We start from the raw sequence: 12,838 nt of genomic DNA on the forward strand, positions 1-12,838 counted from the left end.
CAGCTCCGCAACAATGGTTAAGAAGTTAATGATCTCGGTCAATCGCTGGTTATTAAAAATTGACCTTTGGTTATTTAACGGTATAAATATCGCCCTAATGGAATATTACTAGAGGATCAGATTGGAATTGATTCATAACGCAACATGAATATTTGAGGGCAACAATGTTCTGGATCCACTTACTTTTACTGCTGACCGTGATTTTTGTCGGTATTCGCTACGGCGGTATCGCGTTCGGTCTGCTTGGCGGCTTGGGCGTATCTGTCATGACCTTTGTGTTTGGCATTACTCCTGGTCAGCCTCCTATCGGCGTAATGCTGATCATCTTGGCGGTAGTTGCTGCCTCAGCAACCCTTGAAGCCACCGGCGGCTTGAAGCTGCTGGTACGTTTTGCAGAGCGTCTGCTGCGTAAACACCCTGAGCACATCGTCTACCTTGGCCCACTGTGTACCTACACCCTGACCGTTCTAGTGGGTACTGGTCACTCGGTGTACCCGCTGCTGCCAGTTATCTACGACGTATCTTACAAAAAAGGTATCCGTCCTGAGCGCCCAATGGCGATGGCCACGGTTGCCTCGCAGATGGGTATTACTGCTAGCCCAATCGCGGCTGCTGCTGCGGTGGTTATGGCCACTGCGGTAGATAACAACCTGGACATCAACCTGATTAACGTATTAATGGTTACCATCCCAGCAACCCTGGGGGGCCTGTTGATCGGTTGTACCTGGAGCTTGAAGCGCGGTAAAGATCTGGACAAAGACCCAGAGTTCCAAGCGCGTCTACAAGATGAAGAGTTCCGCAACAGCCTGGTAGATCCAGAGCAAGAAGGCAACGCACAAGACAACGCCAAGCAAGAGCAAACCGCTAAGCGTGGCCTGAGCGTATTCCTACTGGGTATTCTGTCGGTGGTTATCCTAGCCCTGTTCAGCAAGCAATTGCTGCCAGAAGGCGTAGGCATGTCGGTAGCAATTCAGTTCATGATGCTATCTGTGGGTGCGGTTATCCTGCTGGCGACCAACATCTCGCCAAAGCGTATCGTTAGCTCGAACGTGTTTACTGCTGGTATGAGCGCGGTGATTACCATCTTCGGTATCGCCTGGTTCTCTGACACCATCATCGGTCACCACAAGCCCTACATCATTGAGATGGTAAGCGGTATGGTGAACGTATACCCATGGACCTTTGCCATCGCCATGTTCGTGATTTCAGCCTTCCTGAAATCGCAGGCTGCAGCGTTGACCGTGGCGCTGCCACTGGGCTTTGCACTGGGTATCGACCCGGTAGTACTGATTGGTGTGCTACCAGCGTGTTACGCTTACTTCTTCTTCCCATTCTACCCAAGCGATCTGGCAGGCATCAGCTTCGACCGTTCAGGTACTACCCGTATCGGTAAGTACGTACTGAACCACAGCTTCATGCTACCTGGCTTTATCGGTGTAGGTTCGGCGACCGTACTGGGTTACTTCATCTCGATGATGGTTAACTAGTTCAGTATTGGTTTGAAAGCCGTTCGTTAAGAAGAGTGAGGGGAGCGTGATGCTCCCCTTTTTCGTTTTTTTTATCCGCTGCGCTGGCTAGCTGGCGTGCTGCGCCCGCAACTGCTTCGCCGCGGCTACCATGTTCTCCAATGCGGGCAATACCTCTTGCCACTGACGGGTTTTCAGGCCGCAGTCAGGGTTGACCCACAGACGCTCTAGCGGGATATGCTGAGCGGCTTTTTGCATTAGCTCCACCATCCATTCAGTTTTGGGCACGTTGGGGCTGTGGATATCGTACACGCCCGGGCCAATCTGGTTGGGATAGGCGAACTCTTCAAACACTTCCAACAGCTCCATATCCGAGCGTGAGGTTTCGATGGTAATCACATCGGCGTCCATGGCGGCGATGGAGGCGATGATGTCGTTAAACTCCGAGTAACACATGTGAGTGTGGATCTGGGTAGTATCGTTCACGCCGTTGGCGCATAGCTTGAACGCGTCCACTGCCCAATCCAGATACTCCTGCCATTGTGCTTGGCGAAGCGGCAAGCCTTCACGCAGCGCCGCTTCATCGATCTGTATGATGGCGATGCCGGATTGCTCCAAATCCAATACCTCTTGGCGGATTGCTAAGGCCAGTTGCTGACACACCTGACTGCGCGGCAGATCGTCACGCACAAACGACCAGTTAAGCATGGTGACCGGGCCGGTGAGCATCCCTTTCATCGGCTGTTCGGTCTGGCTTTGCGCATAGCGGGTCCACTCGACGGTCATCGGCTCAGGGCGTGATATATCGCCAAAGATAATCGGCGGCTTCACACAACGAGATCCATAGGATTGCACCCAGCCGAGTTGGCTAAAGGCATAGCCGTCGAGCTGCTCACCGAAGTACTCAACCATATCGTTGCGCTCGGCCTCACCATGCACCAATACGTCCAAGCCAAGCTTGTGCTGCTGCTCAACATCATGATTGATCTGCGCTTGCATTGCTTGCTGGTAGTCGTGCTGGTCTATATTGCCTTGCTTAAAGTCCCGGCGTAACTTGCGGATCTCGGCGGTTTGAGGAAACGAGCCGATGGTTGTAGTGGGGAACAGCGGCAGTTTGAGATGCGACTGTTGCTGTTCGCTGCGCAGGGTGTAGCTTTGGTGGCGCTCCAGCATCGCCGGGCTTACGTCACTACAGGCCTGCTTAACTGCGGCGTTGTGCACCCGTGTTGATAAGGTACGCGAGCTTAGTGCGTAGGCGTTGTTCAGCAGGATTTCAGACACGCTGCTACGCCCTTGGTTGAGGGCCTTACCCAGCACTTGCAGCTCTTCGAGTTTTTGCTGGGCGAAGGCCAACCAGCTCAATAGCTCGTCATCGAGTTTTTGCTCCTGAGCCAAGTCGACCGGTACATGCAGTAGCGAGCAGGATGGTGCCAGCCATAAGCGATCGCCTAGGTCATTGGCCAGTGGTTCCAGCCATTCCAGCAGGGCATTCAGATCGCTCTTCCAGATATTGCGCCCATCAATCACCCCTAATGACAACACCTGCTCGCTGGAAAGTTGCGATAGTAGCTTAGGTACTTCGGCCTTAGCGCGCACGGCATCTAAGTGGAAGCCTTCAACCTTAAGTTGTGGCAGCAGGGCTAGGTTGTCTTGCAGCTCACCGAAGTAGCTGGTGAGTAGTAGTTTCGGGCGAGTGTTGCTATCGGTTTGGTAGGCATCCACCAGTGCTTGCTGCCACGCGCTATCTAGCTCTGTCACCAAGATCGGTTCGTCGATCTGTACCCATTCGACGCCGTGTTGTTTTAGCTCTCCCAGAAGCTGTTGGTAGACGCTTAGCAGTTGTGGCAGCAAGGCGAGCTTATCGCTGTCATCTTTGCTCTTGCCCAACCACAAATAGGTCACTGGACCGAGTAGTATCACCTTCTGAGCCACTTGTTGCTGCTTGGCCTGCTCGACTTGAGCAAGTAACTGGGCACTGTTCAGTGAGAACTGGGTGTCAGCGCTAAACTCCGGCACCAGGTAGTGATAGTTGGTATCAAACCACTTGGTCATCTCGGCGGCAGCCAGAGTTGATGAGGCATCGTCCTGCGGCGCCCTACCCCGGGCTGAGCGAAAGTATTGCTGATGCCATTCTCCACCGAGCTTGGTGACGCGCTTAGGCAGATTACCCACCAATAAGCTGGTGTCCAGTACATGGTCGTACAGCGAGAAATCCCCTACCGGGACCAGATCCAAGTCCTGCTGGCGCTGCCAGTTTTGGTTGCGTCGTGTCGCCGCCTCATCGAGTAAGGCGTTGAGGTCTGATTCGCCGCGCCAGTAACGCTCTTGAGCGAATTTTAACTGTCGGGCTTCGCCAATGCGCGGGAAGCCGAGGTTGTGTAAGCGTGCCATGTTAATCCCTTGTCGTATTCGTCAGTTGTGTGCGTTTTGATAGCTTGTTGATGGCAGTCTAGGGCTTTGAAACGATGAAAAATAATGGTAATAATTCAATAAGTAATGAATTTGGTTCATGAGAAATGATTGAGCGACAACACCTGCAAATCGTGAGAGAGATCGACCGCTGCGGCTCATTGACGGAAGCTGCCGATAAGCTTTTTCTGACGCAGTCGGCACTGAGCCATGCGATGAAGAAGCTGCAGCAGCAACTCGGTGTGGCGCTGTGGCACAAACAGGGGCGCAAGTTGCAGTTCACCCCAGCGGGGAAAGAGCTGCTTAAGCTGGCTCGGCGCTTGCTACCCCAGCTGGAGCACAGCGAGCTGCGCCTGCAAGCGATGGGGCGCGGTGAGCAGGGCCAGTTGCGCATCGGTATGGAATGCCACCCCTGCTATCGCTGGTTACTCACCGTGGTGGAGCCATTTTTGGCGCGCTGGCCTAAGGTGGATGTGGATGTTAAACAGCAGTTCCAGTTTGGCGGTATGGCAGGGCTGTTTGCCCACGACATCGACCTATTGGTCACCCCCGACCCGATTGAACGCAAGGGCCTGAGTTTTACCCCGGTATTCCACTATGAGCAGGTGTTGGTGGTGGCCCAGGCGCATCCGCTGGCGGGTCTACCCCATGTAACACCGGCTAAGCTTAATAGTGAGGTGCTGTTTACCTACCCGGTAGAAGAGGCGCGGCTCGATGTGTTCAGCGGGTTCTTATTACCCGCAAACTGTCGCCCGAAACGACATAAGACCATTGAGGACAGCGACATTATGCTGCAGTTAGTGGCGGCGAATCGCGGTGTGGCCAGCCTACCGCGCTGGATGGTCGAGCAAAGTGCCCAGCAGGGGATTGAGGCAGTGCCTTTGGGTGAGCAAGGTTTGTATAAGCAGATCTATCTGGGCATCCGCAGTGAGGATGCCCAGCTAGATTATGTACGCGACTTTATCGAACAAGCCGCGGGTTAGCGGCTTAGGCCTCGACGTCGAGCTCTTTAAGCTTGCGGGTCAGGGTGTTGCGGCCCCAGCCGAGCAGGCGAGCTGCTTCTTGCTTGTGGCCGTGGGTGTGCTCTAACGCGGTGGTCAGCATAATCCGCTCAAAGTCCGGCATGGCTTCGCTAAGAATGTCGCTTTGTCCGGCCAGCAACTGCTGACTCACCCAGGACTTAAGCAGCTGGCGCCAGTTACTCTCGCTGTTTTCTGCCTCGCTTTCCGCTTCGGTTTTACTTAGCTCCGGCGGTAAGTCGTTCGGTAGTACCTCTTGGCCACTGGCCATTACGGTTAGCCAGCGACAGACGTTCTCTAGCTGGCGCACGTTACCCGGCCACGGCAGCTGCATCATAAAACGCTGGGTGTCTTGATGGAGCATCTTGGTTTCAACGTTCAACTCTTTGGCAGCTTGCTCAAGAAAATGCTTGGCTAAGGCGGGAATATCTTCACGGCGCTCGTTCAGCGCCGGTAAGTGAACGCGGATGACGTTGAGGCGATGGAATAAATCTTCACGGAACTCGCCGGCTGCTACCTTTTTCTCAAGATTCTGGTGGGTCGCAGCAATAATCCGCACGTCCACCTGCACCGGACTGTGGCCACCCACCCGATAGAACTGGCCATCAGCAAGCACCCGCAACAAGCGGGTCTGGATATCCAGTGGCATATCGCCGATTTCATCAAGGAACAGGGTGCCGCCATTGGCTTGCTCGAAGCGACCGTGCCGCACGTTTGCGGCGCCGGTAAATGCGCCTTTCTCGTGGCCAAACAGCTCCGACTCAATCAAATCCTTAGGGATGGCCGCCATGTTTAGCGCGATAAAGTTGCTGGTGGCGCGGGGGCTGTGCTTGTGCAAGGCGTGGGCAACCAACTCTTTACCGGTACCGCTTTGGCCGTTGATCAGTACGCTAATCGACGAGCGTGACAGGCGGCCAATGGCGCGAAATACTTCCTGCATCGCTGGCGCTTCACCGATAATCTCTGGGGCATCGGCCTGTTGGCTCTGCTGCTGGTTAGCGCTGCGCTGCTCTTTGGCCACGCTTACTGCGCGGGTGGCCAGCGCCACTGCTTCGTCGATATCGAAGGGCTTGGGCAGGTACTCGAAGGCGCCACGCTGGTAGGCGTTGACCGCGCTGTCCAGATCCGAATGGGCGGTCATAATAATCACCGGCAGATCCGGGTAGCGCCCTTGGATCTGTTCGAGCATGGTCAGTCCGTCGATACCGGGCATGCGGATATCCGAGATAATGACTTCTGGCTGCTCGTAGTCGAGTTGCTGCAGCATCATTTCTGCATCAACGAAACTTACACAGGTATAGCCCGCAGCTTTGAGGGCTTTTTCCAGCACCCAGCGGATCGAGCTATCATCATCTACTATCCAGATACTTGCAGTCATGGTGCATCCTTAGCGTCGCAGCGGCAGGTGAATGGTGAACTCCGTGTGACCGGGCCAACTCGCGCATTCAATCTTGCCTTTGTGCTGATTAATTAGGTTTTGTGCAATCGACAACCCCAGACCGGTGCCGCCTTTACGGCCAGTCACCATGGGGTAGAACAGGGTGTCGAGTAATTCTGTGGGGATCCCCGGGCCGTTATCGGTAATTTTCACCTCGGCGGCCAGTCGGTAGCGCTTTCCTGCAATGGTCACTTGATGGGCAGTACGGGTACTGATGGTGACCTTGCCACCTTCGGTTTTCAGCGCCTGGATGGCATTCTGCGCAATGTTTAAGAAGGCTTGCTGCAGTTGCTCGTGGTCCATCTCAAAGTCAGGAATACTGGGGTCGTAGTCGCGTTCTATTTCTATGTTGGCCGGAAGATCCAAGGTGAGCAGCTGGCGCACCTTCTCCAATGCCGAGTGCACGTTGTGCATCTCATGCTGGCCGGGGCGCTGTGGCCCAAGTAGCCGGTCTACCAGATTACGCAGGCGATCGGCTTGCTCAATGATGATGCCGGTAAACTCGCGAAGCTCTGGATTAACCAGCTCCTTTTCCAGCAGCTGGGCGGCGCCGCGCAAACCACCTAAGGGGTTTTTGATCTCGTGGGCCAGACCACGCACCAACTCCTTTGCTGCCTGCTGTTGGGCGTGTTGGTAGAGCTCTTGGGAGATCTTTTTTTGCTGACCAATGGCGCGTAGCTCCAGCAAGATCTGCAGTTCATTGTTTTGGCTGGGGACGGGGGTGGCAGACAGCTCGACCAAGGCGTGGCGCTGATCAAACACCAAGGTGACTTCGTTGTCGGTGAAGCTTTGACCGGATTGCAGTACGGTACTGATTTTACTCAAGTCCAGCGAGCTATGGGTAATGTGCTCCTGCAGCAAGGTGTGCTCTAAGGGATTGGCGCTTTGACCGAGCAGGTGTTCCGCAGAGGCGTTGACATAGCAAATCTGAAATTGGGTATCGAGCAAGATGATAGCGGTGATCTGGCTATCCAGAACCAAACGCTCTTGAATCGTCATAGACGTTACTCTCCTCCTAAGATGCCCCAATTTGGTGCAGCTGCACTTAGTTTAACCACTTTAACGGAGAGTCTGCAATCAGCCTCCCCCGAGAGGTGCAATAACAGGGCGTTGTTGCGTAGCTCGGTGCATGTACACGGTGATGGCTTGAGACGATGCAATTTTCTTGCCCGTTGTATCAACCAGCTCTACCGCTAGTAAATGCTCGCCTCGCTCAACATTGGTGAGGCGGAACTGTCCATTTTCATGCAGTCGCCCTTGGGGATCCCCATTGAGGAGCAAGCGATAGCGTAAGCTCGAGGGAGCGGGAGGATTGGTGGTGGCGCGCACAATAATAGTGCCTTGGTTATCGCGGAGTGTTTGCTGATCTTGCGGTTGAACAATGCTGACTTGATATTGCACTATTGTGGCAGCATCACTGCCGGTTGGGGGGCGTGGCACCGCAATGGGGCCTTCGCTGATCGGCGGGGTGACATCTACGTCGATTTGCGTAGCGCCCTCTCTGGGCTGATCGCTGTAGTGCAGGTTGCCCTGTTCATCGGTCCATTGATACACGGTATCAGCGGCAGCACTTAAGATAAGCAATAGCCCCATTGATACGATGGTTCGCAACATAGCAGTCCCTGCCGGATAGTCTCAGATAACTTTACGTTGGAAGAATCGCCCACAAAAGGCAATAAAAAACCCGCCATATGGCGGGTTTTTTGAAGCTTCGCTGATAAATCGGCGATTAAACGCTGTAGTACATTTCGAACTCAACTGGGTGAGTGGTCATGTTAAGGCGCTCAACTTCTGCTTTCTTCAGCTCGATGTAAGCATCGATTGAATCGTCAGAGAATACACCACCTTCGGTCAGGAAGGCGCGGTCTGCGTCTAGTGCAGCCAGGGCTTCTTCGAAAGAAGCAGCAACTTGTGGGATCTCAGCCGCTTCTTCAGCAGGCAGGTCGTACAAGTCTTTGTCCATGGCATCGCCAGGGTGGATCTTGTTCTTAATACCGTCAAGGCCAGCCATCAGCATTGAAGCAAAGGCCAGGTATGGGTTCGCAGTTGGATCTGGGAAGCGAACTTCGATACGGCGTGCTTTAGGCGATGGTACCACTGGGATACGGATAGAAGCAGAACGGTTACGGGCAGAGTAAGCCAGCATTACTGGAGCTTCGAAGCCAGGAACCAGACGCTTGTAAGAGTTGGTAGAAGCGTTAGCGAAAGCGTTGATGGCTTTAGCGTGCTTGATGATACCGCCGATGTAGAACAGAGCAGTTTCAGACAGGCCGCCGTAAAGGTCGCCAGCAAACAGGTTAACGCCGTCTTTAGCCAGAGACTGGTGACAGTGCATACCGCTACCGTTATCGCCAACTACTGGCTTAGGCATAAAGGTCGCAGACTTGCCGTAAGCGTGAGCAACGTTGTGAACAACGTACTTGTAGATTTGGATTTCGTCAGCTTTTTCAACGATAGAGTTGAACAAACAAGCGATTTCGTTCTGACCAGCAGTTGCCACTTCGTGGTGGTGAGCTTCAACAGTTAGGCCCATCTCTTCCATAACCAGACACATTGCTGAACGCAGGTCTTGTGAAGAGTCAACAGGTGCTACTGGGAAGTAACCGCCTTTAACGCCTGGACGGTGACCGGTGTTACCTTCTTCGTAAGGCTTGTCAGAGTTCCAAGATGCTTCTTCAGCATCGATTTTGTACATAGAACCAGACATGTCAGTCTTGAACTTAACATCGTCAAACAGGAAGAACTCTGGCTCTGGGCCGAAGAATACTTCGTCAGCGATGCCGGTAGAGCGCATGTACTCTTGAGCGCGCTTAGCAACAGAGCGAGGGTCACGGTCGTAACCTTGCATGGTTGCTGGCTCTAGAATGTCACAACGGATGTTAAGAGTTGCTTCTTCAGTGAATGGGTCCAGAACCGCAGTAGCTGCGTCAGGCATCAGAATCATGTCTGATTCGTTAATACCTTTCCAACCAGCGATAGAAGAACCGTCGAACATTTTACCTTCAGAGAAGAAATCTTCGTCGATTTGGTGATGCGGGATCGATACGTGCTGCTCTTTACCTTTAGTATCGGTGAAACGCAGATCAACAAACTTAACTTCCTGCTCTTTAATAAGTGCTAAAACTTCAGCTGACATGTTTTAAACCTCCAGTGTCATCAAAATAGATGGCTCGAACTCAATTATTCTGTAATAGCTAACAAGGTGCTTGGCATAAGCAAGCTAAAAACATGCCACCTTTTATTACTCTGATTTTATTGAGATTGTCGAGCCAGATGTCCAATTTAGTGCAGTCGAGCGCACCAATTTGGAAAGCTTATGCACTCTAATGGTGCAATGCGATTGGGCGCTGCGCAAATATGATACTCGAAATAAGTATTAGAAAAATAGTGCTGCTTTTACTGAACAAAAAAAGCGTGGTACTTACTGCTAGCGGCTTGTGCCCAAGGTGGGTTTTCTGCCCCTCGCGGGCTTGCTGACAAAAATCGCTTAAAAAGAAGACGTTGATCACAATTGCCGCTATACTCCGCCCTCAATAATGCACCGTGTCCGTCACGGTAGAAACCAGCGGGGCCCTGCATTGGGGTAGCCCATCATATTTAGGCGAACAATTTATGTCTGTCCAACTAGAGAAACTGCGCAACATTGCGATTATTGCGCACGTTGACCACGGTAAAACCACCCTGGTAGACAAACTACTGCAACAATCCGGCACCTTGGAAACCCGCGGTGATGCCGAAGAGCGGGTGATGGATTCCAATGATCTGGAAAAAGAACGTGGTATTACCATTCTGGCGAAGAACACCGCCATCGAGTGGAACGACTACCACATTAATATCGTAGATACTCCGGGACACGCTGACTTCGGTGGTGAAGTAGAGCGGGTTCTGTCGATGGTGGATTCGGTTCTGCTGCTGGTGGATGCCCAAGAAGGCCCAATGCCGCAAACCCGTTTCGTAACCCAAAAAGCCTTTGCTCAGGGTCTGAAGCCGATCCTGGTTATCAACAAGATCGATAAACCGGGTGCTCGCCCTGATTGGGTAATGGACCAAGTCTTCGACCTGTTCGACAACCTGGGTGCGACCGACGAGCAGTTGGACTTCCAAGTGGTTTATGCCTCAGCTCTAAATGGCTGGGCCAGCATGGACGAAAGCGAGCAGGGCGAGAACATGGAGCCGCTGTTCCAAGCTATCGTTGATAACGTTGCTGCACCTGATGCCGATCCAGAAGGCGAGTTCCAGATGCAGATCTCGCAGCTGGACTACAACTCATACGTAGGCGTTATCGGTGTTGGCCGTGTGACCCGTGGTAGCGTGAAGACTAACCAGCAGGTAACTGTGGTGGGTGCCGACGGTAAAACCCGTAACGGTAAAGTCGGTCAGGTTCTGGGTTACTTAGGCCTTGAGCGTCACGAAACCGATCAAGCACACGCGGGTGATATCATCGCGATTACCGGTCTGGGTGAGCTGAAGATCTCTGACACCATCTGTAGTCAAAACGCCGTTGAAGCGCTGCCTCCACTGACTGTGGACGAGCCAACGGTGACCATGACCTTCCAAGTGAACACCTCTCCGTTCGCCGGTAAAGAAGGTAAGTTCGTAACCTCGCGTAACATCCTGGAGCGTCTGCAACAGGAACTGGTACACAACGTAGCGCTGCGCGTTGAAGAGACCGATGATCCGGATAAGTTCCGCGTATCTGGTCGTGGTGAACTGCACCTAGGTATCTTGATCGAGAACATGCGTCGTGAAGGTTTCGAGATCGCGGTATCGCGCCCTGAGGTAATCCTGCGTGAAGTGGACGGTCAACTGGAAGAACCTTACGAGACCGTGACCATCGACGTGGAAGAAGAGAACCAAGGTAGCGTGATGGAGCAGATCGGTCTGCGTAAAGGCGAGCTGACCGACATGGCGCCAGACGGTAAAGGCCGTATCCGTATGGACTTTATGGTACCTAGCCGTGGTCTGATTGGTTTCCAAACCGAGTTTATGACGCTGACCTCTGGTACTGGTCTGCTATACCACACCTTCGATCACTACGGCCCACACAAGGGCGGTACCATCGGCCAGCGTAACAACGGTGTGCTGATCTCCAACGGTGCAGGTAAAGCCTTGACCAATGCCCTATTTAACCTACAAGAGCGCGGTCGCCTGTTCATTGGCCACGGTGTTGAGGTATATGAAGGCATGGTGATCGGTATCCACAGCCGTGATAACGATCTGACCGTGAACCCGCTTAAAGGTAAGCAGCTGACTAACGTACGTGCTGCCGGTACCGACGAAGCGCAGGTTCTGACTCCGCCGATCCTGATGACTCTGGAACAAGCGCTGGAATTCATCGATGATGATGAGCTGGTGGAAGTGACCCCAGAGAACATCCGTATTCGTAAGAAGCACCTGACCGAAGCGGATCGTAAGCGCGCCTCTCGCCCAGCTAAATAAAGCTTGGAAAAGCGTCGCACATAGAAAAGGCAGCCTCGGCTGCCTTTTTAGGTTTTGGCTTCAATCCTTTATACAGGTTGTTCGCGCAGCCGGCCCTCGGCAATCTTCTGCGCTTCCTGACGCACACAATCGCGCAGGGCATTCACCCCACTTTCAGCGCGCCAGATAAACGATAGTGGCCGCTCCATATTCAGCGGTGGTACTTTTAGTGGTACCAGCTTACCTGCAGCGATCTCGCCGCTCACGTCTTGGTAAGGCAGGCAGGTCAGGTAGTCGCCGGCGCTAACCAAGCGCTTAATCAGCTTAACGCTGTCGTACTCACGCCAGATATCCAGATCATCGATATGGCCGTGTAGGGCGCTCTCAAAGATCTTACGCACCCCCGAGCCGGATTCACGTAACACCCATTTGGCCTGTTCCAATTGGTTAAGACTGATCCGCTTAAAGCGGGTATAAGGGTGTTCCGGCCCAGCCACAATGGTGAGGTAGTCGCGGCACCAGACTTCTTGATGGATGCGGTTGTCGTTGCACTGGCCCTCGATAACCCCCAAGTCATATTGATAGTTGCGTATCCCCTCGATTACTTGCTCGGTGTTGCGGGTATCCATGTTCACCCGTACCTCTGGGTATTCCCGGTCGATATTGCTGATCACTTCTGGGAACAGGTGCTCGGCGGCGGTTAGGCTCACCCCGATATTGATGGCGCCGCTGATGCATTGCTGCTGAGCAAAGCCGAACTCGATCTGCCGTGAGTTAAACAAGATGCTTTCGGCGCGCGGACGCAGCCACAGGCCCCAACTGGTTAGGCTCACGCCCTTGGAGTGGCGCTCGAACAACTTGTGCCCCAGTGAGCGCTCTAACTGGTTGAGCGCCATGCTGGCAGCCGATTGGGTCATTGCCAGCGATTCTGCCGCCTGGCTAACGTTACCCGAGAGGGCTGTTGCTTCAAATACCGCAAGTTGCTTTAACGAAAAACGCATAGTAATGGGGCCTGATAGTCGATTTTCGATGATTCAGTACAATTTACGAGCGAGTATCGCACATTTGCCATCAGAGAAATTGATACC

The 12,838-nt window shown here is 53.3% G+C and carries 9 protein-coding genes; 3 read left to right on the forward strand and 6 right to left on the reverse strand.

The annotated features are described in order from the left end of the window. Nucleotides 1–164 precede the first annotated feature (164 nt). A complete protein-coding gene (locus G462_RS0102030) occupies nucleotides 165–1,487 on the forward strand; it encodes an anaerobic C4-dicarboxylate transporter (protein ID WP_026957496.1) in 1,323 nt (440 codons plus the stop codon). A gap of 87 nt (nucleotides 1,488–1,574) precedes the next feature. On the opposite strand, the gene metE is transcribed toward G462_RS0102030, so the two are convergent. Beyond that, nucleotides 1,575–3,857 (reverse strand): 5-methyltetrahydropteroyltriglutamate--homocysteine S-methyltransferase, encoded by a 2,283-nt coding sequence (metE, locus tag G462_RS0102035; protein ID WP_026957497.1) that lies wholly within the window; start codon nucleotides 3,855–3,857, stop codon nucleotides 1,575–1,577. A 125-nt stretch (nucleotides 3,858–3,982) separates the two neighbouring features. Here metE and G462_RS0102040 point away from each other — a divergent pair, with 125 nt between their 5' ends. Then, nucleotides 3,983–4,858 carry a LysR family transcriptional regulator gene (locus tag G462_RS0102040; protein ID WP_026957498.1) on the forward strand — a complete coding sequence of 292 codons (876 nt, stop codon included), beginning with the start codon at nucleotides 3,983–3,985 and terminating at the stop codon, nucleotides 4,856–4,858. A gap of 4 nt (nucleotides 4,859–4,862) precedes the next feature. Here the strand turns inward: G462_RS0102040 and glnG are convergent, their stop codons facing one another. The 4 genes from glnG to glnA form a co-directional block, all read right to left on the reverse strand. After that, nucleotides 4,863–6,272, reverse strand: coding sequence for a nitrogen regulation protein NR(I) (gene glnG, locus G462_RS0102045; RefSeq protein ID WP_026957499.1), 1,410 nt, complete (start codon nucleotides 6,270–6,272; stop codon nucleotides 4,863–4,865). 9 nt (nucleotides 6,273–6,281) lie between these two features. Further along, a complete protein-coding gene (glnL, locus tag G462_RS0102050) occupies nucleotides 6,282–7,325 on the reverse strand; it encodes a nitrogen regulation protein NR(II) (protein WP_245579521.1) in 1,044 nt (347 codons plus the stop codon). Between the two features lie 84 nt (nucleotides 7,326–7,409). Continuing rightward, entirely contained in the window at nucleotides 7,410–7,946 is a 537-nt protein-coding gene (locus G462_RS21505; RefSeq protein ID WP_051326468.1) for a DUF4124 domain-containing protein, read from the reverse strand. Nucleotides 7,947–8,061: 115 nt separating this feature from the next. Continuing rightward, a complete protein-coding gene (glnA, locus tag G462_RS0102060; protein ID WP_026957501.1) occupies nucleotides 8,062–9,468 on the reverse strand; it encodes a glutamate--ammonia ligase in 1,407 nt (468 codons plus the stop codon). Nucleotides 9,469–9,944: 476 nt separating this feature from the next. On the opposite strand from glnA, the gene typA reads away from it, so the two are divergent. After that, on the forward strand, nucleotides 9,945–11,771 hold the full coding sequence (gene typA / locus G462_RS0102065; RefSeq protein ID WP_026957502.1) for a translational GTPase TypA: 1,827 nt from the start codon (nucleotides 9,945–9,947) through the stop codon (nucleotides 11,769–11,771). Between the two features lie 68 nt (nucleotides 11,772–11,839). Here the strand turns inward: typA and G462_RS0102070 are convergent, their stop codons facing one another. Then, entirely contained in the window at nucleotides 11,840–12,751 is a 912-nt protein-coding gene (locus tag G462_RS0102070) for a LysR family transcriptional regulator (protein ID WP_026957503.1), read from the reverse strand. Nucleotides 12,752–12,838: the final 87 nt, after the last annotated feature.

The organism is Aliagarivorans taiwanensis DSM 22990 (assembly GCF_000429505.1).
GTDB lineage: Bacteria > Pseudomonadota > Gammaproteobacteria > Enterobacterales > Celerinatantimonadaceae > Aliagarivorans > Aliagarivorans taiwanensis.

Bases quoted from the DNA above. Each gene is read 5' to 3' on its own strand.
- G462_RS0102030 (WP_026957496.1), top strand. From the start codon at position 165: ATGTTCTGGATCCACTTACTTTTACTGCTGACCGTGATTTTTGTCGGT.
- glnA (WP_026957501.1), bottom strand. From the start codon at position 9,468: ATGTCAGCTGAAGTTTTAGCACTTATTAAAGAGCAGGAAGTTAAGTTT.
- metE (WP_026957497.1), bottom strand. From the start codon at position 3,857: ATGGCACGCTTACACAACCTCGGCTTCCCGCGCATTGGCGAAGCCCGA.
- glnG (WP_026957499.1), bottom strand. From the start codon at position 6,272: ATGACTGCAAGTATCTGGATAGTAGATGATGATAGCTCGATCCGCTGG.
- G462_RS0102070 (WP_026957503.1), bottom strand. From the start codon at position 12,751: ATGCGTTTTTCGTTAAAGCAACTTGCGGTATTTGAAGCAACAGCCCTC.
- G462_RS0102040 (WP_026957498.1), top strand. From the start codon at position 3,983: ATGATTGAGCGACAACACCTGCAAATCGTGAGAGAGATCGACCGCTGC.
- typA (WP_026957502.1), top strand. From the start codon at position 9,945: ATGTCTGTCCAACTAGAGAAACTGCGCAACATTGCGATTATTGCGCAC.
- G462_RS21505 (WP_051326468.1), bottom strand. From the start codon at position 7,946: ATGTTGCGAACCATCGTATCAATGGGGCTATTGCTTATCTTAAGTGCT.